The organism is Clostridium massiliamazoniense, from assembly GCF_001403635.1.
Classification (GTDB): Bacteria; Bacillota; Clostridia; order Clostridiales; family Clostridiaceae; genus Sarcina; species Sarcina massiliamazoniense.
This window is the reverse complement of the sequence record NZ_LN879468.1, coordinates 1746325-1769543: the sequence shown is the minus strand read 5'-3', so window position 1 is coordinate 1769543 and position 23219 is coordinate 1746325. Positions and strand designations below refer to the sequence as shown.

Genomic DNA, 23219 nt, shown 5'->3' with positions numbered 1-23219 from the left:
AGAACTCCTCTTAAGTATAAAAAAATAAATGCAAATCATTTGCAATAACTTAAATTTTAGATTAATGAGTTAATTATGTCAAATTATTATAATTTTCTATAAAAGTAAAAAAATACATAAAATGTTTTTTGTCAACCTAAGATAAATGGAATAATTGTTTAAATTCAAGAGGAATTAAGATATAAATTTAGTTTTTAAAAAAAGGAGGAAAATTTAAAATTAGTAATTACTCTTTTATTGAGCTATAATTGATAAATGGTAAATGTGATACAAGATATTGTATAGATGGAGGGAACAAAATGCTATATGTTGTGAAAAGGGATGGAAGAGAAGTTAAGTTTAATTCAGAAAAAATAGCTAATGCCATCAAAAGGTCATCTCAAGAGCTAGGGAAAGAATTTAAACTAAGCGAAATTTTAGAAATAACTCAAAAAGTAATTTGTTATATAGAGGAAACACAAAAAGAAAAAATATCAGTTGAAGAAATCCAAAATTTCGTTGAGAAAGGATTAAAAGATACTGGATATAGAGATATAGCAGTTAATTATGCTAATTATAGAAATGAACGTACAAGGGTAAGAGAAATAAAATCAGATTTAATGAAAGCTATAGGAAAAATAGGTGTTGAAACTGATAGAGATAATGCTAACGTAGGAAATAATTTTTCATCAAAATTATTAAGAATTGCTTCAGAATCAAATAAGTGGCACAATCTAGCTAATATGCCAAAGCACTTAGCGAAGTGTCATGAAAATGGAGATATATATTTTCATGATTTAGATTCTTATAATTTAACTACTAATTGTCTTCATATACCAACAAGAGAGATTTTAGAAAGAGGCTTTAATACTGGTTATGGAACAATAAATAAGCCAAGAAGAATAGAGACTGCAGCAGAGTTATCATGTATACTTCTTCAAGCAACACAGAATGATATGTTTGGAGGACAATCTCATGCTGATTATGATAATGATTTATCTGTTTTTGTAGAGCCGACAAGAGAGGAAATTAGAGTTGAGTATGAAGAGTTAGGAATATCAGATGAAAAATTAGAAGAGTTAGTAGAGAAAAAATTAAGAGAAAGAATACACCAAGCTATGCAAGGTGTTATATATAATCTAAATACAATGCATTCAAGAGCAGGTTCACAAGTTCCATTTTCATCTATTAATTTAGGTATACCAACTAATAGCGATGCAGCTTTAGTTTGTGAAATATTCCTTGAAGAGTTTGAAAAGGGATTAGGAAAGGGAGAGCAACCTATTTTCCCAAATATAATATTTAGAGTTAAAGAAGGGGTTAATAGAGAAGAATCAGATCCTTATTACTATTTATATAAATTAGCTTGTAGAGTAGCTTCAAGAAGAATGAATCCTACTTTTATGAATATAGATGCTGACTTTAATAAATATTATTATGACCAAGGTTATATGCCTGCAACAATGGGATGTAGAACATATCTTATGAAAAATATTAATGGGGAACCTGGATGCAAAGGTAGGGGAAATATAGCTCCAGCTACTATTAACTTACCTAGAATAGGAATATTAGCTAAAGGAAATAAAGAAGAGTTCTTCAGTTTATTACAGGATAGACTAAGCACAACTAGAGAATCCTTATTACACAGATATTCAGTATTGAAAAATCTTAAGGTGAAGGATTTACCATTTGTTGCTGGTCAAGGTCTTATGAAAGGTTCAGAAGGGTTAGGTCCTGATGATAGTATAGAGAATATTTTAAAACAAGGAACATGGGGAATTGGATTTATTGGTCTTGCAGAAGCGCTAATAGCTTTAACAGGAAAACATCATGGGGAAGATAAAGAAGTGAGAGCATTAGGTATTGAAATAATTCAATATATAAGAGCTTATTGTGATAGATGTACTGAAGAAGATAGATTGAATTGGAGCTGTTATGCAACACCAGCAGAAGGTTTATCAGGTAAATTTATAAAACAAGATAAGAAAGCCTTTGGAGTTATAAAAGGAGTTACAGATAAGGATTATTATACTAATAGTTTTCATATTCCTGTTAATTATCCAATATCAATAAAAGATAAAATTGATATTGAAGCACCTTATCATAATTTATGTAATGCAGGACATATAAGTTATATAGAAGTTGATGATACTCCTAGTGGAGAAGTTATAATGGATATATTAAATTATGCGTACAAGAATACTAATATAAGTTATATGGGGGTAAATTTCCATATAAGATATTGTAAGAATTGTGGAACACAATTACATCAAAAAGAAATGAAATGTACAGAATGTGGTTCAACAGATATACAAGGAGTATCAAGGGTTACCGGTTATTTAAGTCTTGATGAAAGATTTGGACCAGGAAAGTATGAGGAAAGAGCAGATAGAATTTCTCATAGTGGAAGTCATGAAAAAAGTTATAAAAATGTATAATATATTATAGAATGCATAAAATATAAAGGGGAAAAAGACCAATAAAGTTATTGGGCTTAATCCTTTTAGGGCTACATGGGGACACAACCATGTAGCTTTATTATATATACATACAAAATATGGTGAAATTGAGAATGTTAATTATTAAATAAATTAAAAAATATATTGATTTATTAAAAAAAGATGATAAAATATAAATAATAAAAAATTAGGAACTTCGTATAATCCCTATAATATGGTTAGGGAGTCTCTACCAAGAACCAATAATTCTTGATTACGAAGGAAATAAGAATGGCTTTGTTTTTGTTTCCTTCGTAATCAAGAATTTTTTTTTATAAAGAAATAGTTAAAAGAATTTTTAATAGCATTTAGAAAGAATTTAGGAGGAAATTATGGATTATAGAAAATTACCAAAAGTAGAATTACATTGTCATTTAGATGGTTCTTTAAGAACAGAAACAGTTATAGAACTTGCAAAGGAAGAAAATATTGATTTATCAGGAAAAACTTACGAAGAAGTTAAGGAATTATTAGTTGTACCAGAAGATTGTCCATCATTAGATATATACTTAAAAAGATTTGATTTACCTTTAAAGTTAATGCAAAATGAAAAAAACTTAAAAAGAATAGCATTTGAATTAATAGAAGATGTTAGCAAGGAAAATGTGAAGTATATAGAAGTTAGATTTGCACCATTATTGCATAATAGACAAGGATTAAATATAAAACAAATAATAAATGCTGTATTAGAGGGGCTTAAAGATGGAGAAGAAAAGTTTGGTGTTAAAAGTGGACTAATATTAAGTCTTTTAAGACATCATCCTGTTGACTCAGTGTATGAGGTTTTTGAAGAGGGAAAAGAATTCTTAGGAAAAGGTGTTGTAGCAGTAGACCTTGCTGGAGCTGAATTAGAAGGTTTTGTACCACAATATGAGGAAGCTTTTAAAAAGGCAAGAGATATGGGATATAGAGTTACAATTCATGCTGGAGAAACAGGTTATAGCTGTAATGTTATAGATGCTATAAAGCTTTTAGGTGCAGAAAGAATAGGACATGCAGTAGCTATAAAGGATGATGAAGTTGCTTATAATCTTGTAAAGGAAAATAATATAACTTTAGAAATGTGCCCAAAAAGTAATTTACAAACAAAGGCTGTAGATTCTTATAAAAATCACCCAGCTAAAAAGTTTTTAAATGATGGCTTAAAGGTAAATTTAAGTACTGATAATAGAACTGTATCTAATTTAGATTTAACAGAAGAGTGTGAAAGTATAAATAAAGTTTCAGGATTAAGTTTAGAAGAATTTAAACAAATCTATTTAAATAGTGTAGAAGGTGCTTTTTGTAATGATGAAACAAAGGCATGGCTTAGAAAGCAAATATAATAAAAAGTAAAATGTAAATAAAAATCTCCTTTTATTAACAAAAGAAAAATAAAGGTAAATTTTATTAAATTTATCAATTGTTTAAACGAAGTTAATAAATGGGAGGTTTTTTATTATGAGTAAAAAAAGAAATTTGAAATCCATGCTTATTACAGAGGTTATATTACCTATAATATCTATTTTTTTAATAATGTTAGTAGCATTAAATTATTTTTTAAGACCAATTTTGAGTAAAGATATGAACGATTTAGATTTAGCTGCTATTACTAGTTCATCATTAAATACAAAGGTAACATCTTTGATAGATAGTTATGTTGCTAATGCTACTCAATTTAGAAATATATTTATTATTATTATGATTATCTCAGTTATATTGATAACTGTATTATTAGTGTGGGTAGCTAATAATTTAGTAAAAAGAATAAAGTTTTTAGAAGAAAATATATCAAGTTTAGAAAGTGGAAACTTTATTGAAGTAGAGAATTCTATTGAAAGTAGTAAAAGTGATGAAATTAGTGAGGTTTATAACTCTATAGAAAAAACTAAAGATGGATTAAGAGGGATTATGTCAAATATTAAATTATTATCTGAAGAAGTTGATTCAAAGTCAAAATATTTAAATGACACTTCAGAGAATATGTTAAATAGTGTAAGCAGTATAAGTAAAGCTATGAGTGATGCTTCAACAGGAAATATAGCTCAAAGTGAGCAGATTTTAGAGGTAGTAAATCTCTTTAATAGATTTGGAAATAAATCAAAGTATATCAATGAAAATATATCTAATATACATAGTACTTCGGTAGAAATAGGAGAAAGTGCTAAAGTAAGTAATAAAGATATGGAAAGACTTATTAAATCTATGAATAGATTTAATGATAATTTTGAGAATTTTGTAAAGTCTATTGAAATAATGGAGGATAAAATAAAATCTGTAAATGAAATTACAGAAGTTATTAATAATATTTCAGAGCAGACTAATTTACTAGCATTAAATGCTGCTATTGAAGCTGCTAGAGCTGGAGAAGCAGGAAGAGGGTTTTCAGTTGTAGCTGAAGAAATAAGAAAACTTGCAGAACAAAGTAGAAATTCTTCAGAGGAAATAACAAAAGTTGTTGAAAACGTATTGAATGAAAATGAAGATGTAGTTAATAATGTTAGTGCTATGAGTAAAGAACTTAAGGAACAACAAAGTAATGCAACTGATGCTATAGGATCATTTAAATATATATCAGGAAAAATAGATGACATAATACCTTCATTAAAGGTATTAAATGCAGATTTTAATGAAATGCACAAAGAAGAAGAACAAATACATGTTAATTTAGAGCAAGTAAGTGCTTTTTCAGAGGAAATGTCGGCAACTACTGAAGAAGTTGCTATGTCATCTGATGAATTAATAAATTTAAGTAAGGAAGTAGAAAGCGTTTCAAGAGAACTAGATTTACTTATAAATAAATTAAATGAGGACGTTAAACAATTTAAAATTTAAACAGCAAGTTAAATAGTAATTTTAAAGAGGATGTATCAAATAATAGATACATCCTCTTTGCTTTTTATCTAGTTATATAGCTTTATCATTTGTGATCACTAACTTACGTAAAGAAGCTCTAATATTTTTTCTATTATAAAAGTAATACAAAAGATGTTGATTTGATACAGTACCTTTTGTATTTTAGTTATTTATATAAATTTACACTTAAACTCAGTAAATTTTATATAACTATTACCTATAAAATTTTTAAATAGATTATAATTACAAAATATGGTAAAATTTATAATAAAAGACATATAGGGGGTTATAATAATGGAAAACATATTGGGGAATAGAAAAATTTCTATTGTAGATACAACCTTAAGGGATGGAGAACAAACAGCAGGTGTGGTATTTGCAAATCATGAAAAAGTAACAATAGCACAAATGCTTAGTGAAATAGGGGTAGATCAATTAGAAGTTGGTATACCAGCTATGGGTGGAGATGAAAAAGATGTAATTGAACAAATATGCAAAAAAAATTTAAAAAGCAGTATAATGGCATGGAATAGAGCGGTTATAGGAGATATAGAAAAATCAATTTCATGTGGAGTTGATGCTGTTGCAATATCTATTTCTGTTTCAGACATTCATATTAAGCATAAGCTTAGAACATCTAGAGAATGGGTTTTAGAGAATATGATAAAATCTGTTGAATTTGCTAAAAGAAATGGTATGTATATTTCTGTAAATGGAGAGGATGCTTCAAGGGCAGATAAAGAATTTTTAGTTACATTTATAGAAGAGTCTAAAAAAGCAGGAGCAGATAGATTTAGATATTGTGATACAGTTGGAGTTATGGAACCTTTTAGATTAAGAGATACAATAAAATATTTATATGATAAAACTAATTTTGATATAGAAATGCATACGCATAATGATTTTGGTATGGCAACAGCTAATGCATTAGCTGGTGTTATGGGAGGAGCAAATCATATAGGAGTTACTGTGAATGGATTAGGAGAAAGAGCTGGAAATGCAGCCTTAGAAGAAGTTATAATGGCTCTTAAGTATGTCCATGGTGTAGATTTAAATTTTAATACAAATATGTTTAAGGAAATATGTGAATATGTATCAGCTGCCTCAGGAAGAAAACTACCAGCATGGAAGGCTATTGTTGGTGAAAATATGTTTAGACATGAATCAGGAATACATGCAGATGGAGCAATAAAGGACCCTAAAAATTATGAAGCTTTTGACCCAAGTGAAATAGGATTACAAAGACAAATAGTTATAGGAAAACACTCAGGAAAGGCTGCTATAATAAATAAATTTAGTGAATATAATATAAGTTTAACAGATGAAATGGCAGCAAAAATATTAGAAGAAGTAAGAGCACTTTCTGTAAAATTGAAGAGAACTTTATTTGATAAAGAATTAGCACAAATATATAAAGAATTAAATAATTATTAGGGGCAATTAAAAATGATTATTTATATTAAGTATAGAAATAGGTAAATTTGGGGGTTTTTATGGGAAGTAATTTAGTTTATAAGATTTTAAAAAAACATTTAGTTAATGGAGAACTTAAGGCGGGAGAATCTATTGGAATTAAAATAGATCAAACTTTAACTCAGGATTCTACAGGAACTATGGCTTATTTACAACTTGAAGCTATGGATATTGATAGAGTTAAAACTAAGAGAAGTGTTGCTTTTGTAGATCACAATATGTTACAACAAGGCTTTGAAAATGCTGATGACCATAAGTATATAGAAACTGTAGCCTCTAAGCATGGTATTTATTTTTCAAAGCCTGGAAATGGAATTTGTCATCAAGTATTTTTAGAAAGATTTTCAACACCTGGGGACACTTTAGTTGGATCTGATAGTCATACTCCAACTGCTGGTGGAGTTGGAATGCTTGCTATGGGGGCAGGAGGTCTTGATGTTGCTTTAGCTATGGCAGGTAAGGAATATTATATAAAAGCACCAGAGGTAGTTAAGGTTAATTTAACTGGAAAACTTAATAAAATGGTATCTTCAAAGGATATTATCTTAGAAGTATTAAGAAGAATTACTGTTAAGGGTGGTGTTGGCAGAGTTTTTGAGTATTGCGGTGAAGGAGTTAAAGAACTTTCAGTTCCACAAAGAGCAACTATAACTAATATGGGAGCAGAACTAGGAGCTACAACATCAATATTTCCAAGTGATGAAAGAACTTTAGAGTTTTTTAAGGCACAAGGAAGAGCAGAGGATTATATAGAGCTTAAGGCTGATGAGGATGCTAATTATGATTTAGAAATTACAATAGATTTAAATGAACTAGAGCCACTTGCAGCAAAACCTCATAGTCCAGATAATGTTGAAGAAGTTAATAAAATAGGAAAGATAAAAGTTGATCAAATTGCCATAGGAAGTTGTACAAATTCTTCCTATGAAGATTTAATGAAAGTTGCTAAAATTCTTAAAGGTAAAAAGGTTCATAAAGATATAAGCCTAGTTATTGCCCCAGGGTCAAGACAAGTTATGGAGATGATAGCTAGGAATGGAGCTTTAGCTGACATTATAAGTTCAGGAGCAAGAATATTAGAAAATGGATGTGGACCTTGCATAGGTATGGGACAATCACCTAAAACAAATGCTGTTTCATTAAGAACATTTAATAGAAATTTCTATGGAAGAAGTGGAACTTTATCAGCAAAGGTTTATTTAGTAAGTCCAGAAACAGCTGCAGTAAGTGCTATAAGTGGAGTTTTAACTGATCCTAGAGATTATGAAGTTGATTTTTCAGATATACATGTAGATAAATTTATTATTGACGATAGTATGATAATAAAACCAGCTAGTATTAATGAAGATGTTGAAATTGTAAGAGGACCAAATATTAAACCATTTCCTCTTAATGTGCCTTTAGGAAAATCTTTAGAGGGTAAAGTGGTTTTAAAAGCTGAAGATAATATTACTACAGACCATATAATGCCATCTAATGCTAAGTTATTGCCTTATAGAAGTAATATACCTTATTTAGCTAATTATTGTTTTAGTACAATAGATGAGGAGTTTCCTAAGAGAGCCATAGATAATGGCGGTGGATTTATTGTAGGAGGAGAGAATTACGGTCAAGGTTCAAGTAGAGAACATGCAGCTCTAGCACCACTTTATTTAGGAATAAGAGCAGTTTTAGTTAAATCTTTTGCTAGAATTCATAAGGCAAATTTAATTAATAGTGGTATAGTACCAATGACCTTTGAGAATCCAAAGGACTACGAAAAAATAGAACCTATGGACAGTTTAACTTTTGATAATATATATGAAGAGATAGATAAGGGAATTTTAACAGCAAAAAATATAAGTAAAAACTATACATTTAAAGTTAAAGTAGAATTATCAGAAAAAGATATTGAAATAATTAAAGCTGGAGGAACATTAAATTATAATAAAGGTATGTAGTTTAATAAGTAAGAGGATGTATCGAATTACAGATATGTCCTTTTTACTTTTTATTTAGCTATTAGATAAATTAAAGTACTGATTTCATACAGATTCTTTTATTAGGAAACTTTATCTATTTAATTTTTGATTAGAAGTGAAGTTTTAATATTTTTTTATTATAGTTGTTAGTTTTAAAAAGAAGAAAAATATGAAAATTGCAAGTTTTAAAATTGAATTATTCATATTAGGATAAAAGAAAATATGAATATATAGAGTTATGAATTTATAAAAATGCTATTTTTTATACATTATATTCAATAAAATGGAATTAATTTAAAGAAAAATCCATATTTAAAAATTAAATTTTACTATTAAATGTATTTAATATGTATAAAATATTAACTAAAATGTGAATTGATTTACAAATAATAAGATTAATGAATTAAGTGTAAATGAAAGATGATATTCTTTACACAACATTAACCCACAAATAATTAATTTGATGATATACTAAGATTGTAGCAAGGAACAAAAGCTAAAAATAATAAATTAATAAAAATTAGCTTTAAAAATTAAAATTTAATTATTGTAAAAATGTAGTTTAAATAGAGTAACTTATAAGATAAATTAAAAAAAGGAAACAGGAGGAAGAAAGTATGATAGGAAGAAGAAGTTTAACAGGTGAAAGATGTCCAGTATCAGGAATATGGAGATCAGAAGGACATGGAAAAACAGCAGTGGTAAGAAAGCAAGGAGAAATAATGCCATCACATAGAAGTAAGGAAGTAAGTTGGAGAATGATTCAACATTTACCTAAGAAATAATGAATTATTAAAATGATAAAAAATTCAGTTTAAATATAATAAGATAAAGTTAAAAAAGAAACAGGAGGAAGAAAATATGATAGGAAGAAGAAGTTTAACAGGTGAAAGATGCCCAGTATCAGGAATATGGAGATCAGAAGGACATGGAAAAACAGCGGTGGTAAGAAAGCAAGGGGAAATAATGCCATCACATAGAAATAAGGAAGTAAGCTGGAGAATGATTCAACACTTACCTAAAAAGTTAAAATAGTAGAATATTAATATGGGGAAAAATTTTTAATAGTTATAGTAAACGTTTAAAAATAAATGAGCAGGAGGAAGAAAGAATGATAGGAAAGAATATATTAACAGGAGATATTTGTCCAGTATCAGGAATATGGAGAACAGAAGAACATGGAAAGACAGCTGTTGCATTAAAACAAGGGGAAGTAATGCCTACATACAGAAATAGAGATGTTTCATGGACTATGATACAGCATCTCCCGAGATAAATTTAATCTAAAAAGAGACCTAATAAAGGTCTCTTTTTTAGTTTAATATTTCTTTTTTCTTCATTATTGTTTTACTTATAAAGAATGAAGCAAAGAATAATAATATTGAAGCTAAAGAAGCAATTATAGCTAGATTATTTATATTAATTGAAATATCTTTAGGCAGATTAGTCATTAAGGAACTAGCACTAAAAGCCATAGCAAGCATAATTATTGTAAAGATAGCGGATAAATTTTTGTAAGTAAATTTTATAATAGCAGGGATTATTATGCCAACCATACATAAACATAGACTTATTCCAAATAAGAAAGTTGTTTTAAATGATAATAAAGATGGTTCTCCTATGGATAAACCTAGAGAGGTACATAGAGTGTTCCCTATAAAGCTACCTATAGAAATTATTAATACTATGATTAATATTGATACTAAAGAAAAAATATATTTAGAAATAATGTATTCCTTCTTGCTTACAGGTAGTGAATAGGTTAAATAGTTACCTCTTGAAGCTTCATCCATATAGAATGAATTAATGACTATTATCAGAGTTAGCATGTAATAGGAAATAGGTACGAACTTAGGAATAAATAAACTGTAAGCAATAGCCATAATTATTATTAATAAATATCTTGGATGAAGAATATTAATTGCTAAAAATTCTTTTTTTACTAAATTAATAATGTTATTCATTAATTGTTCCCCCTTGTATAATAGAACATAATATGATCTAAAGTTGCTTTTTCATAGTTAGCTTCATCACCAAAAAAGTTATATGCATTTTTAAAGTCAGAGCATAATCCTTCAAAGCCAAAGCTATTTTTACTTATAGAAATAAATAATTTTTCACTTTCTACATTTAATAAGTGTAAAGGTCCTTTAACAAGTCTATGGCTTTCTAAAAGGTTGTCTTTTTCGCCTTTTAAAATTATTTTTCCTTTATCAATAAAATATATAAAGTCTGCGGATTTTTCTAAATCACTAGTTATATGAGTTGAATAAAAAATTGATAAGTCTCCATTTTGCATATTATCATTGAGTATTTCTAAAAGCTCATTTCTTATAACAGGATCTAGATTTGCTGTAGGTTCATCCATTATAAGAAGTTTAGGTTTGTGACTAAGGGCAATAACTAATTCAAATTGTTTTTTCATTCCTTGAGATAAATCCTTAAATTTTTTATTTTCATCTAAATTAAATTTTTTTATATAGTTTTTATAAATATTATCATCCCAATTTTTATAAAATGGAGAAATAATTTTTTTTATTGTTTTTAATTTAGAATCTATAGGAAATCCAGAATCAATTCCTATATAAGCAATTTGTTGTTTAATTTCAATTTCATTGTTTAACATTTCTTTATTCCAAAGAGTTATTTCACCACTACTAGGAATTAACATATTCATAATTAGTTTTATTGTTGTTGTTTTACCAGAACCATTTTTCCCAATGAATCCTGTAATATAGCCTTCTTTAACTTCTAAATTATCAATATTTAAGTTGAAGTTTCCTAAAGATTTTTGTATATTATTTAATTTTACCGCATTCATTTTTAGTCCTCCTCATAAATAATTTTTAAAATTTCTACACACTCATCTAAAGATAGATTTATAGATTTAGCTATTTTTATAGCGTTTGTTAGATTATCTTCAAATTTTGAAATTCCAAGTTCTCTTAATCTAGAGCTGTTTTTATTTGCTACAAAAGAACCTTTTCCGGCAATGGTTTCTATTAGTCCATCCTTTTCAAGTTCTTCATAAGCTTTTTTGGTTGTTATAATACTTACTTTAAGCTCTTTAGCTAAAAATCTTATAGAAGGTAAAGCTTCACCAGTAGTAATAGTACCTTTTAGAATGGAACTTTCTATTTGATTTTTTATTTGCTCATAAAGAGGAACTGAGGAAGTATTTGAAATAATTATATTCATGAACCTAGTCTCCTTTATTTACGGACTGTTATTAACTGTATATAAACAGTATATACAGTTTATAGTTAAATAGTACAATTATAGGATTAAAATGTAAATAAAAATCGTTCGACAAATTTTTTTTATAATTTGGAGTTTATTTTTTAATAATATATAATCTGATTATGGAAGTAGAAGAAAGTAGAAAGTATAAAATAGATATAAATTTTTTTAGGAAAGAGATTAAATTTAGGGAATAGTAAGTTATTGGTAATTACATCCTTGTATTTAATGAAATAAAATAATATATAATATAAGTATGGTTGTTTTGAGACAGCCATATTTTTTTAGGATTTTTAATGGAGGAGTTTTACATGAAGAAGGTTAGGTTATCTGGAATAGCTTATGAAAGTTTGGTTAATGGACCAGGACTTAGGAGGGTTTTCTTTACTCAAGGATGTAAGCATAATTGTAAAGGATGTTTTAATCCAGAAACACATGATTTTGAAGGTGGAGAGGAATTTGATATAGATTCTTTAATAGAGGATGTGAAAAATAATCCTATGATAAAAGGTGTTACCTTTAGTGGTGGTGATCCTTTAGAACAGGGTGAAAGTTTTGCTTATATGGCAAAAAGATTTAAAGAAATAGGATTAAATATTTGGGTATTTACAGGTTATAAGTTTGAATATATATTAGAGAACTTAGATAAAATATCTGGGTGGAGAGAGTTAATTGAAAATATAGATATATTAGTTGATGGAAGATTTGAAGAAGCTTTAAAGAATGATAATCTTAAATTTAAAGGATCATCAAATCAAAGAATAATAGATGTAAAAAGCAGTTTAATGGAAAAGAAAGTGAATTTACTTGAATTTTAGTAGAAGATAATTTCATATATAGATTAGAGTATTATGTGATGAATAATAAAAAATTAATAGAATTTTAAAAAATGTATCTAAGGTTACTTACAATTATATAAAAAAGTGTTAAAATAATAATTAGTAGAGTAATTTACTCTGAAATGATTTGAATAATAATGATTAATTTTAAATATTTAATTATATTTAAGAAATACTTAATATAGAGGTGATTTTATGATAAAAGTAACTATAAATAAAAAAGCTTGCAGAGAGGTAGATACTATAATATTTCCATTCTTTGAAGGCAATTTAAGTATACCTAATGAAGAAGTTAATAACACATTAAAAAGATTAGAAGAAAGAGATCAATTCAAAGGTGCTTTTGGAACAACTTTCAATAGTACAAGAACAAAAGATGGTCGTGTTCAAGATATAGTTTTCTTAGGGCTTGGAAAAGAAGATGGGTTAACTGTAGATAAAGTAAGAAAAGCTTTTGGTAAAGTTATTAAGAACCTAGAAACTTTAAAGAGTAGTGAAGTATTTGTAGGATTACCATATTTAGAAAAATTTGAAATGGCAGGATTCGTAAAAGGAGCTACAGAAGGTTTAATATTAGGTGCATATAAATTTGATAAATACAGTACAGAAGAAAAAAAGGCTAAGGATTTAATAGTAGATTTAGGTGGACATAGATGCAATGTTGAGTTAGATCAATTTGAAGCAGTAGTTGAAGAAGCAGTTATGCTTTCAGAAGGAACTATTATAGCAAGAGATTTAGTTAATGAACCTGCAAATATAATGATTCCATCTTTATTAGCTGATGAAGCTGTTAAACTTGGAAAAGAGTTTGGTTTTGAAGTTGAAGTTAAAGACTTAAAAGAAATCGAAGAATTAGGAATGGAAGCTTTCTTAAATGTAGCTAAGGGATCAATAAATGAGCCTAAGTTAATAGTTATGAGACACTTTGGAGAGCCAGATAACAAAGATAAGAGATTAGCTTTAGTTGGTAAAGGATTAACTTTTGATACTGGTGGATACTCATTAAAACCAAGTACTTCAATGGATACAATGAAATCTGATATGGGTGGTGCTGCTGCTGTAATTGGAGCTATGTGCTTAATTGCTCAAAAGAATATTAAGAAAAATGTTGTAGCTGTAGTTGCTGCTTGTGAAAATGCTATATCAGGTGCTTCATATAAACCAGGAGATATAATAGGATCAATGGGTGGAAAAAATATAGAAGTACTTAATACAGATGCAGAAGGAAGATTAACTTTAGTTGATGCTGTAACTTATGCAATAAGAAAAGAAGGAGCTAGTGAAGTTGTTGATATAGCTACTTTAACAGGTGCAGCTTTAGTTGCTTTAGGAACAACAGCAACAGGAGTCGTTACAAATAATGATGAGTTTTACAATGATTTAGAGAAAGCTTCTTCATTAACTGGAGAAAAGGTTTGGAAATTACCTGCTTTTGAAGAATACAAAAAACTTATAAAATCAGATATTGCAGACCTTAAAAATGTTGGTGGCAGACATGCTGGAACAATAACTGCAGGTTTATTTATTGGTGAGTTTGTTGAAGATAAACCTTGGTTACATTTAGACATAGCAGGAACTGCTTGGTTAGGTTCAGCAGTTGATTATTGTCCTAAAGGAGCAACAGGAGAAGGGGCTAGAATTCTTTACGAATTAGCTAAATTAAGATAAAAAAAGGAGTCAAAAGACTCCTTTTTTTCATTAAATGTTAAGCAATTTAATAAAAACATTTAAATCTATTAATTAAAATTATTGAATATAGGTCTTTGTTAAAAAAATACCATTATATCTTAGAGGTTAACCAATTTGAGTTTTAGTAGTATGCTTTAAGAATATATAAGATTGATTTATAATATAAGGAGTATTTAGTAGATTTTACTTTACCTCATAGCAAGAGCAATGAGAAATTTAAGTTATTTAGGATATGTGTCTGTTTTCCTCTAAATTAGAGAAAATTAAAATATTATAGACACTAGTCATTAGATAAAATTTAAAATAGGCGAGGTCTTAAAAATGATAAAAATTTTATTAGTTAGACATGGAGAAACTGAGTGGAATAAAGTTGGAAAGATGCAAGGCTGGGGAGATTCGCCCTTAAGCGAACTTGGTAGAAATCAAGCACAATGGTTAAATGAGAGATTAAAAGATGTAAAAATAGATAAAATATATAGTAGTCCTACAGGAAGAGCTTATGAAACATCACAGATAATAAGAGGTTATAGAGATATAGAAATAATTAAGCATAATGATTTGAGAGAAATTAATGTAGGAAAATGGGAAGGCTTAGATAAATGTATTGTAGAAAGTGATTATAAAGAACAAAACTATAATTTCTGGAATAAGCCTCATAAATATAAGGCAACTCATGGTGGAGAAGATTTTTTTGAGGTTAGAGAAAGAGTTTGTAATTTTATAAATAACATTATAGAAGATAAAAATAATGAAAATAAAACAATACTTTTAGTTTCTCATGCTATAACTATAAAAAGCTTTTTATGTAAACTTGAAGGTTATGAGATTGAAGATTTTTGGAGAGAACCTCTTATTGGACAAACTAGTTTAACAGAAATTGATTTTTCTAATGATGGATATAATATGATTATTAAAGGAGATACATCTCATTATAAATAAACTTATAACGAATCTATAGAAAAATTATTCGAAAGCTTTAGGACGGAGGATATATGCTAGATCGGTGGAAAAAGTTGTTTATAATACTTTTGATATTTCTTGAAATCTTAAGTTCAAATGTATTATTTACTTTAAATAAACCAAAGGAAAGCAATAGAATTAAGAATAAAGAGTTGTATATGAATTTTACACCAAGTAATTTTCAAAATGATATAGATAAGTTAAGTAATTCAAGTTATCAATACCAATATATAAAAAAGCTAAATAAAAATAGTAATAATAGAGGAGTTGTAATGGGAGAAGCCATTAATAATCAAGATTATGCCTTATTACTAACTACTTCTACAAAGGAAATAGAAAATTTAAAAGAGCTTTATATTAATACAGGAGATGTAACCTATGTTGCACAAATAAGTGATATATATTTTATTTTAGCTAATATATGTTGTAATTTTGGCTATTATTCTTTAGGAGAAGAATATTTTAATGCCGCTAGTACTTTGATAAAGAGATTTGGTATAGTCATTAATAGTTACAATGAAATATTAAATTCTCAGTATTATTTATTAAGGAAAAATTATAATAATTCAAAGAATGTTGCCATAGAGGCTGTAAATAAGGCTAAAGTAGATAATGATAAAAATGCATTTGTTTTATCTTTACTTAATCTTACTAATATTCAATTGATTACAGGAGATTTAGATGGAGCAAGTAGAAATTTAAAATTAGCATTTAAAAATATTCAATATTTAGATGATAAGTCTTCAGAAAGTCAATATTATTATTGTCTTGGAGAACTTTATTATAAAAAAAGTGATTATAAACAAGCTATAATCGATTTGAAAAAAACTATGAATTTACTTAAAGGCAAAGGGAACTATAGATTAAGTATGTTAACCTTAAATGACTTAGCTCAATCCTATGAAGCCATTGGAGAATATAAATTATCAACTCAATATTATCATGAATATATAGAGGAAAATTCAAAATATATAGGTACTTGTCGAAATATAAATTCAGCTATATTAAATTACATTCAAGGAACTAATCCAAATTACGTTTTAAATGAGATATTATTATCAAAAGCTAAGGAGTTTCTAATAGCGATATTATCTTTTGCTATTTTAACATCTATCATATTAGTAATACTTGTGAAAAAGTATAAGCAAAAAAGGAAAAAGGTAGCGTGTCTTAACAAGGCTTTATATAAAGATGAATTAACAGGAGCCTATAATAGAGCCTATTTAAATAAAAAAATAGAAAAATATAAAAATGAGGATAATGAAATTATTGTAGCAATGTTAGATATAGATGATTATAAACAAGTTAATGATAAGTATGGTCATTTATTTGGAGATACTGTTTTAAAAGATGTTGTATCAGTAATGAAAAAAAACTTAGATGATAATTTTATAATTGGTAGATATGGGGGAGAAGAGTTTTTGATTATAGCTAAAAATATTAAATTTGAAGAATTTATTGAAAAGTTAGAAGAACTAAGGATTAATATCGGTGAATTAGTTTGGGAAAATGGACACAGAATAACCATTAGTGGTGGAGTTGCTTATTGTAAGAATAGTATAGATATAGAAAGAAAAATTGAAGAAGCAGACAAGTTTCTTTACAAATCAAAAGAGACAGGAAAAAATAAAATAGAATATGAAAAAGGGGAGCTTTAATAGCTCCTCTTTTTTTCTTAGAAATCACATTGTCCTGTAGTTCTTGGGAATGGTATTACGTCTCTTATGTTTGACATACCAGTAATGTACATTATTAATCTTTCAAATCCTAATCCAAAACCAGCATGCTTAGTTTCTCCGTATTTTCTAAGCTCTAAGTACCACCAGTAATCTTCTTCTTTAAGGTTAAGTTCAGCCATTCTAGCTTTAAGAACATCTAATCTTTCTTCTCTTTGGCTTCCACCTATGATTTCTCCTATACCAGGAACTAAGCAGTCTGCAGCAGCAACTGTTTTTCCATCTTCATTTAATCTCATATAGAATGCTTTAATATCCTTTGGATAGTCAGTAACAAATACAGGTTTTTTAAATATTTGTTCAGTTAAATATCTTTCATGTTCAGTTTGAAGATCTATTCCCCATTCAACAGGATATTCGAATTCTTTTCCTGATTTTAATAGTAAATCAACTGCTTCTGTGTAAGAAACTCTTCCAAAGTCAGAAGAAATAATTCCTTGAAGCCTTTCGATTAATCCTTTATCTACAAATTGGTTAAAGAAAGCCATTTCTTCAGGACATTCAGTCATAACATATTCTATAACATACTTAAGCATATCTTCAGCTAAATCCATATCATCTTGAAGGTCAGCAAAAGCTATTTCAGGTTCTATCATCCAGAACTCAGCAGCGTGTCTTGCTGTATTTGAATTTTCAGCTCTGAAAGTAGGTCCAAATGTATAAACATTTCTAAAAGCTAAAGCATAACACTCAGCATTTAATTGACCTGAAACTGTAAGATTTGTTTCTTTTCCAAAGAAATCTTGGTTATAATCAACTGCACCAGTATCAGTTAATGGAGCGTTAAGTGGGTCAAGAGTTGTTACTCTGAACATTTCTCCAGCACCTTCAGCATCAGAACCAGTTAAAATTGGTGTATGAGTATAAACAAATCCTTTTTCTTGGAAGAATTTGTGTATAGCATAAGCTGCAACACTTCTTACTCTAAAAGTTGCTGAGAATGCGTTACTTCTAGGTCTTAAGTGTGCTATTGTTCTTAAGTATTCAAATGTATGTCTTTTCTTTTGTAGTGGGTAATCTGAGTTTGACATACCTTCAACAATAATTTCTTCTGCTTGAATTTCAAATGGCTGTTTTGAATCTGGGGTTAAAATTAATTTACCTACTACAGATATTGATGAACTAATAGGTAATTTTGAAACATCTTTATAGTTTTGTATTTTATCAGCATCAAAAACAACTTGAACGTTCTTAAAGAAAGAACCATCATTAACCTCTATGAACCCAAAAGCATTTGAAGCTCTTAGAGTTCTAATCCAACCTGAAATTTTAACCGATTTGTCTGCATATTCATCAGTGTTTCTATAAAGACTTTTTACTAATATTACATCTTTCATGAAAAATCCTCGCTTTCTTTTTGTAGTTAATTGGAGTAAAGATTCAGGTAAGCTGAATCAAGATCTATTATATATATTAGAGAAGTTTTAGTAATTTTGGGAATAAAAAAAACCCTCATCCACTAATGGGACGAAAGTATATCCGCGGTACCACCCAAATTGCTACAAAGATTATGTAGCCAACTCATAATCAACACTAAATAATGCTGTCCAAAGAATAACGGTTTGGCTCCGTCTAAGCCTACTAAACTAAAAGTTTTTCAGTTAGATACTCAGAGATGTTCTTGGGTTAAGGCATTACTGTGAGACTTTCACCATAACTCACTCGCTAAAAGTAAAATCCAAAACTTACTCTTCTCGTCATAGTATATAAATAATTTAATTAATTTTAATTCTACAATAAGTTATTAACAAAATCAATATGATTAGCATAAAATATATTGATAGAAGATTTATGTAAATAAATAGATTGGCTAGATTTTTAAAATAAATATTAAAAATAAGGGTTTGTGGGAGATAAGGAGTATATGAAAGATAGAGAAGTAATTTTTTTTTATGCTTCATAATAGGTTTAGTTATAGGAATAATAATTGATAAAATTACTATTGGGATTTTTTTAGGATTAATTATAGGATTTTTATTGGATTTTTTAGATATATTTTAATTTATTAAATTAAGTTATTTTATGTCTAGTGTCTAGAATATAAGTGAAAAATAAATAGACATACATTCTTATGTAATTTTAGATAAAGCTTTAATTATATAAGGATTAGGTTTTAACTATAGATGTAATAAATAAAAAGTGAGTAAAGTTCAATCTTTACCCACTTTTTTATATTATGCTTTTCCAGTTTTATAAGATGAAATAAGCATAGTAGGGAACTTTTTCATTTCCATATCTTTTATTATTTTATTATATTCATATTCTACTGTTTTAAATTTAACCTTTGGATTAGTATCATTATGAACATCTAATATTGCATAAGTAGCATGAGGTGTTCCATTTTTAGGTTTACCAACACTTCCATCATTTATTATTATTTTATTTTTTATTTGCTTTCCATAAGGTAAATGAGTATGAGCACATACTAAAATGTCTTCTTCAATATTACCTAATATTTCTGGAATATCTGGATTATCTTCAGTAAGATATTCATTTATTTTTCTTGGACTACCATGAACAAATTTGATTTTCTTTCCACAAACATCTAAAGTTAGGGTACTTGGAAGATTGTCCAAATAATACTTATTTGAAGTTCTTAATTCTTCTACAGTCCAAGGTAGTGAGAAAGCATTAATGTTATCGTTTCTTATGTAATTAAATTCATTAGCTACAACAGCTGCATCGTAATTTCCTTTAAGAGATATTATATTTTTTCTTTTTATTAAAGCTATAACTTCGTTTGGGTGAGGTCCATAACCAACTAAATCTCCAAGACAAATTATATTATCTACACTCTCGCTATCTATATCTTCTAAAACTTTTATTAAGGCATATAAATTTGCATGTATATCTGAAATAATTGCTAGTTTCATTAAATTATCCTCCAAAATTTAAATATATAATATACCATTAATTATTATATATTTTTTTAAAAGAAAAATATATTATTTTAAGATGAATTACATTTTAATTTTTAATATATTTATTTTCTTAAAATTTAACATATTTAACATTTTGGAATATAATATATTTATTCTTTTAAATTTGTTATAATTTTAGCATATAACTAGTGCTTGTAATGCTCTTATATTTTATAGGATAGAGGCCATTAGATACAGGTATTTAGAGAACCTCGATTAAAATTCAGATGGAGTATTAACTCTCTATGAATTAAATCTCATTTTATATAATAATTATTTTGGGAAGTGATAAAATGAATAATGAAAGAATAAACAAGGTTTTAGAATCAATGAAAAAGAGAGGAGTAGAACAAATATTAGTAAGTTCAACTTCTTCTTTATTTTATTTAACAGGACAAGAAATTCATTCGGGAGAAAGAATGGTATGTTTATATCTTAATACTAATGGAAAGCATAAATTTGTTATAAATAAGCTTTTTGTTGTAGAAGAAAATAAGGACATGGACTATGTTTGGTATGATGATATTGAAAATCCAGTAGAAGTATTAGGCAAAGTTATAGATCATAGTAAAGCTTTAGGAGTGGACAAGGATTGGAAAGCTCATTTTCTAATAGGTCTTATAGATAATAACGCTGCAAAATCTTATTTTAATGCATCTCCTATAATAGATGAATTAAGAATGGAGAAGGATGAATTAGAAAAAGAATTAATGAGAGAAGCTTCAAAAATTAATGATGAAGTTATGGCAGAAATAAAAGGACTTATCTCTGAAGAAAAAACAGAAAAAGAAATTGCCAGTATTATTACTGAAAAATATGAAGCAAAGGGAACAGAAGGGTGTTCATTCCCACCTATTGTAGCTTATGGAGGAAATGCTGCTGATCCACATTGTATGCCAGGGAACAATAAACTTAAAGTAGGGGATTGTATAGTTATAGACACAGGATGTAGAAATAAAAATTACTGTTCAGATATGACTAGAACATTTTTCTATAAAGAAGTTTCAGAAAAACATAGAGAAATATATGAAATAGTTTTAGAAGCTAATAAGAGAGCTATAAAAGCTGTTAAACCAGGGATTAAATTTTCAGATGTAGATAAAGCTGCTAGAGATTATATTATATCAAAGGGATACGGTGAGTACTTTACTCATAGAACTGGACATTGTATAGGAATAGAAGTTCATGATTTCGGTAATGTTAGTTCAGTTAACCATGATATATTAAAGCCAGGAATGATATTTTCTATAGAGCCAGGAATTTATCTTAAAGATGATATAGGGGTTAGAATAGAAGATTTAGTTATGGTAACAGAAGATGGTTGTGAAATTCTAAATAAATATAATAAAGAATTAACTATAATAAAATAATTTTAATCACAAGTTAAAAATAAAAAAGTTATCCACAATTGAAAAAATAAAAAGTTATCCACAAAAAAAGAACCCTATTAAATAGAGCTCTCAAAGGAAATAGTTTTATCAATGAAATTAATCTCTGAAAATTTATCAATACAAATTAAGCAATACATTTTGTGATAAATTATGTTTTAATAATAAAACTTTATTGAGAACTTGTAAAATAGTTTTAGATTTCGATAATATAAATTACAGATATTATTTTTATGATAAAAATAGAAATATATTATATAAATTTATGAAATCTATTTCATAAAAGCTTTTAAATTTAAAAAATAATAATATTAATAATGATTTATAAAAAAAAATGTAGAGAAGATAGTAATATTAAGATAAATTTAAAAGTTGGTATTTTAATATAAAAGCAAAAAAAGAACCTATAGAAATTTTATTTATTCTATAGGTTCTTTTATTATAATTTAATTAAGCACCGAACAATACACCTGCAATTGATGCAGTTAAGAAGGTAGCCATTGCACCACCAAGAAGTGCTTTGAAACCTAATTTTGCAATTGTTCCTTTTCTTTCTGGAGCAAGTCCACCGATACCAGCTATTTGTATAGCTATAGAGCTAAGATTTGCAAATCCACAAAGAGCGTAGCTTAAAATTAATATTGTTTTTGGTTGTAGAGTACCTAAAGCAACTTGATTAGCTAAATCTGAGTAAGCTACAAATTCATTTATAGCTATTTTTTGTCCTAAAAGAGTACCAGCAGCTCCTATATCTTGAGCAGGAACTCCTAATAACCATGCAATAGGAGCAAATAATTTACCAAGAATCCAGTCTAAGCTAAGGTAATCCATATGTACAAATCCACCAATAAATCCAAGTAAAGCGTTAATAAGAGCTATTAATGCTATGAAAGCTAAAAGCATAGCTCCAACGTTAAGAGCAAGACCAAGTCCTTCTGAAGCACCATTTGCAGCAGCTTCTATTATACTAGAACTACTTTTTTCAAGTTCTATAGTAGCACCACCAGCAGTTTCAGGTGTTTCTGTTTCAGGTACTAGCATTTTAGCTAAAAGTAATCCTGCTGGAGCAGCCATTATTGATGCAGCCATTAAGTCACCAGCATTAATTCCCATTGAAACGTAACCAGCCATAACACCACCAGCAACTGTAGCCATTCCACCAACCATGATTGCACAAAGTTCTGATCTAGTCATTTTCTTTACATAAGGTTTTACTAGTAAAGGAGCTTCTGTTTGCCCTAAGAATATATTACCAACAGCACTTAAAGTTTCAGCTCCACTTGTTCCTAAAAGTTTACATAATCCTTTAGATACAAGACCAATAACAAATTGCATTATTCCTAAATGATATAAAACACTCATAAGAGATGCAAAGAAAATCATTGTAGGCAATACATTTAATGCAAATACTGAACCTGCAGGTAACGGTCCAGAACCATTAGTTAAAGGTCCGAATAAGAAGTTAGTACCTTCTTGTGTAAAGTTTAACAAGCTAGTTATAACATAATTAAATTTTGAGAAAATGAATTGTCCTATATGTGTTTTTAAGACAAAAAATGCGAAAAATACTTGTAATAATAATCCAGTTCCTACTAATTTCCAATTAATTTTTTTCTTATTTTCAGAGCATAGGTATGCAACCCCTAAAATAGTTATAATTCCTAGTATTCCAGTGAATCTACTCATTATATGTCCCCCTT

At 27.9% G+C, this 23219-nt stretch carries 19 protein-coding genes, 1 riboswitch and 1 other annotated feature; of the genes, 13 read left to right on the top strand and 6 right to left on the bottom strand.

The features are described 5' to 3' along the window. Positions 1-299: 299 nt before the first annotated feature. The 8 genes from nrdD to ARA19_RS17660 all read left to right on the top strand — a co-directional run bounded on the left by nrdD (position 300) and on the right by ARA19_RS17660 (position 10022). Positions 300-2417 carry an anaerobic ribonucleoside-triphosphate reductase gene (gene nrdD, locus ARA19_RS15300; protein WP_055071790.1) on the top strand — a complete coding sequence of 706 codons (2118 nt, stop codon included), beginning with the start codon at positions 300-302 and terminating at the stop codon, positions 2415-2417. 197 nt (positions 2418-2614) lie between these two features. Beyond that, a riboswitch (purine riboswitch) is annotated at positions 2615-2714 on the top strand. A gap of 95 nt (positions 2715-2809) precedes the next feature. Continuing rightward, positions 2810-3802 (top strand): adenosine deaminase, encoded by a 993-nt coding sequence (gene add / locus ARA19_RS15295; protein ID WP_055071789.1) that lies wholly within the window; start codon positions 2810-2812, stop codon positions 3800-3802. Between the two features lie 115 nt (positions 3803-3917). After that, on the top strand, positions 3918-5291 hold the full coding sequence (locus ARA19_RS15290; protein WP_055071788.1) for a methyl-accepting chemotaxis protein: 1374 nt from the start codon (positions 3918-3920) through the stop codon (positions 5289-5291). Positions 5292-5606: 315 nt separating this feature from the next. Next, positions 5607-6746 (top strand): homocitrate synthase, encoded by a 1140-nt coding sequence (gene nifV, locus ARA19_RS15285; protein WP_423230611.1) that lies wholly within the window; start codon positions 5607-5609, stop codon positions 6744-6746. 59 nt (positions 6747-6805) lie between these two features. Next, complete coding sequence (locus ARA19_RS15280; protein WP_055071786.1) at positions 6806-8725, top strand: aconitate hydratase; 1920 nt, start codon at positions 6806-6808, stop codon at positions 8723-8725. A gap of 638 nt (positions 8726-9363) precedes the next feature. Next, entirely contained in the window at positions 9364-9531 is a 168-nt protein-coding gene (locus tag ARA19_RS17670) for a hypothetical protein (protein WP_157452257.1), read from the top strand. Positions 9532-9607: 76 nt separating this feature from the next. Continuing rightward, on the top strand, positions 9608-9781 hold the full coding sequence (locus ARA19_RS17665; RefSeq protein WP_157452256.1) for a hypothetical protein: 174 nt from the start codon (positions 9608-9610) through the stop codon (positions 9779-9781). 76 nt (positions 9782-9857) lie between these two features. After that, positions 9858-10022 (top strand): hypothetical protein, encoded by a 165-nt coding sequence (locus tag ARA19_RS17660; protein WP_157452255.1) that lies wholly within the window; start codon positions 9858-9860, stop codon positions 10020-10022. A 37-nt stretch (positions 10023-10059) separates the two neighbouring features. On the opposite strand, the gene ARA19_RS15275 is transcribed toward ARA19_RS17660, so the two are convergent. From ARA19_RS15275 to ARA19_RS15265, 3 genes are read right to left on the bottom strand one after another with little or no spacing between them, the layout of a single operon-like run. Further along, entirely contained in the window at positions 10060-10710 is a 651-nt protein-coding gene (locus ARA19_RS15275; RefSeq protein WP_055071785.1) for an ABC-2 transporter permease, read from the bottom strand. After that, complete coding sequence (locus ARA19_RS15270; protein ID WP_055071784.1) at positions 10710-11567, bottom strand: ABC transporter ATP-binding protein; 858 nt, start codon at positions 11565-11567, stop codon at positions 10710-10712. Before ARA19_RS15270 ends, ARA19_RS15275 begins: the two co-directional genes overlap by 1 nt. Before the next feature lie 2 nt (positions 11568-11569). Then, complete coding sequence (locus ARA19_RS15265; protein WP_055071783.1) at positions 11570-11944, bottom strand: GntR family transcriptional regulator; 375 nt, start codon at positions 11942-11944, stop codon at positions 11570-11572. Between the two features lie 353 nt (positions 11945-12297). Here ARA19_RS15265 and nrdG point away from each other — a divergent pair, with 353 nt between their 5' ends. The 4 genes from nrdG to ARA19_RS15245 all read left to right on the top strand — a co-directional run bounded on the left by nrdG (position 12298) and on the right by ARA19_RS15245 (position 17132). Beyond that, positions 12298-12804, top strand: coding sequence for an anaerobic ribonucleoside-triphosphate reductase activating protein (gene nrdG / locus ARA19_RS15260; protein ID WP_055071782.1), 507 nt, complete (start codon positions 12298-12300; stop codon positions 12802-12804). Positions 12805-13020: 216 nt separating this feature from the next. Continuing rightward, a complete protein-coding gene (locus ARA19_RS15255) occupies positions 13021-14493 on the top strand; it encodes a leucyl aminopeptidase (RefSeq protein ID WP_055071781.1) in 1473 nt (490 codons plus the stop codon). 342 nt (positions 14494-14835) lie between these two features. Beyond that, positions 14836-15453, top strand: a complete 618-nt coding sequence (locus ARA19_RS15250) for a histidine phosphatase family protein (RefSeq protein WP_055071780.1) — start codon at positions 14836-14838, stop codon at positions 15451-15453. A 53-nt stretch (positions 15454-15506) separates the two neighbouring features. Beyond that, positions 15507-17132 (top strand): tetratricopeptide repeat-containing diguanylate cyclase, encoded by a 1626-nt coding sequence (locus tag ARA19_RS15245; RefSeq protein ID WP_084764527.1) that lies wholly within the window; start codon positions 15507-15509, stop codon positions 17130-17132. Positions 17133-17149: 17 nt separating this feature from the next. Here ARA19_RS15245 and asnS read toward each other — a convergent pair whose 3' ends face one another. After that, positions 17150-18547: an asparagine--tRNA ligase gene (gene asnS / locus ARA19_RS15240; protein WP_055071778.1), complete on the bottom strand. Its 1398-nt coding sequence runs from the start codon at positions 18545-18547 to the stop codon at positions 17150-17152. A gap of 123 nt (positions 18548-18670) precedes the next feature. Further along, positions 18671-18920, bottom strand: a binding site (T-box leader). A gap of 464 nt (positions 18921-19384) precedes the next feature. Continuing rightward, on the bottom strand, positions 19385-20083 hold the full coding sequence (locus tag ARA19_RS15235) for a metallophosphoesterase family protein (protein WP_055071777.1): 699 nt from the start codon (positions 20081-20083) through the stop codon (positions 19385-19387). A 341-nt stretch (positions 20084-20424) separates the two neighbouring features. On the opposite strand from ARA19_RS15235, the gene ARA19_RS15230 reads away from it, so the two are divergent. Then, the gene (locus ARA19_RS15230; protein ID WP_055071776.1) at positions 20425-21501 is read left to right on the top strand and encodes a M24 family metallopeptidase; all 1077 of its coding nucleotides are present in this window, start codon (positions 20425-20427) and stop codon (positions 21499-21501) included. Between the two features lie 468 nt (positions 21502-21969). Here the strand turns inward: ARA19_RS15230 and ARA19_RS15225 are convergent, their stop codons facing one another. Further along, the gene (locus ARA19_RS15225; RefSeq protein WP_055071775.1) at positions 21970-23205 is read right to left on the bottom strand and encodes a NupC/NupG family nucleoside CNT transporter; all 1236 of its coding nucleotides are present in this window, start codon (positions 23203-23205) and stop codon (positions 21970-21972) included. Positions 23206-23219 lie beyond the last annotated feature (14 nt).

Excerpts from the sequence above, each read along its gene's own strand:
- ARA19_RS17660 (WP_157452255.1), top strand. The coding sequence starts at position 9,858 with ATGATAGGAAAGAATATATTAACAGGAGATATTTGTCCAGTATCAGGA.
- ARA19_RS15245 (WP_084764527.1), top strand. The coding sequence starts at position 15,507 with ATGCTAGATCGGTGGAAAAAGTTGTTTATAATACTTTTGATATTTCTT.
- asnS (WP_055071778.1), bottom strand. The coding sequence starts at position 18,547 with ATGAAAGATGTAATATTAGTAAAAAGTCTTTATAGAAACACTGATGAA.
- ARA19_RS17670 (WP_157452257.1), top strand. The coding sequence starts at position 9,364 with ATGATAGGAAGAAGAAGTTTAACAGGTGAAAGATGTCCAGTATCAGGA.
- ARA19_RS17665 (WP_157452256.1), top strand. The coding sequence starts at position 9,608 with ATGATAGGAAGAAGAAGTTTAACAGGTGAAAGATGCCCAGTATCAGGA.
- ARA19_RS15265 (WP_055071783.1), bottom strand. The coding sequence starts at position 11,944 with ATGAATATAATTATTTCAAATACTTCCTCAGTTCCTCTTTATGAGCAA.
- ARA19_RS15250 (WP_055071780.1), top strand. The coding sequence starts at position 14,836 with ATGATAAAAATTTTATTAGTTAGACATGGAGAAACTGAGTGGAATAAA.
- ARA19_RS15275 (WP_055071785.1), bottom strand. The coding sequence starts at position 10,710 with ATGAATAACATTATTAATTTAGTAAAAAAAGAATTTTTAGCAATTAAT.
- ARA19_RS15280 (WP_055071786.1), top strand. The coding sequence starts at position 6,806 with ATGGGAAGTAATTTAGTTTATAAGATTTTAAAAAAACATTTAGTTAAT.
- ARA19_RS15225 (WP_055071775.1), bottom strand. The coding sequence starts at position 23,205 with ATGAGTAGATTCACTGGAATACTAGGAATTATAACTATTTTAGGGGTT.
- ARA19_RS15235 (WP_055071777.1), bottom strand. The coding sequence starts at position 20,083 with ATGAAACTAGCAATTATTTCAGATATACATGCAAATTTATATGCCTTA.
- ARA19_RS15290 (WP_055071788.1), top strand. The coding sequence starts at position 3,918 with ATGAGTAAAAAAAGAAATTTGAAATCCATGCTTATTACAGAGGTTATA.
- ARA19_RS15230 (WP_055071776.1), top strand. The coding sequence starts at position 20,425 with ATGAATAATGAAAGAATAAACAAGGTTTTAGAATCAATGAAAAAGAGA.
- nifV (WP_423230611.1), top strand. The coding sequence starts at position 5,607 with ATGGAAAACATATTGGGGAATAGAAAAATTTCTATTGTAGATACAACC.
- nrdG (WP_055071782.1), top strand. The coding sequence starts at position 12,298 with ATGAAGAAGGTTAGGTTATCTGGAATAGCTTATGAAAGTTTGGTTAAT.
- ARA19_RS15270 (WP_055071784.1), bottom strand. The coding sequence starts at position 11,567 with ATGAATGCGGTAAAATTAAATAATATACAAAAATCTTTAGGAAACTTC.
- nrdD (WP_055071790.1), top strand. The coding sequence starts at position 300 with ATGCTATATGTTGTGAAAAGGGATGGAAGAGAAGTTAAGTTTAATTCA.
- ARA19_RS15255 (WP_055071781.1), top strand. The coding sequence starts at position 13,021 with ATGATAAAAGTAACTATAAATAAAAAAGCTTGCAGAGAGGTAGATACT.
- add (WP_055071789.1), top strand. The coding sequence starts at position 2,810 with ATGGATTATAGAAAATTACCAAAAGTAGAATTACATTGTCATTTAGAT.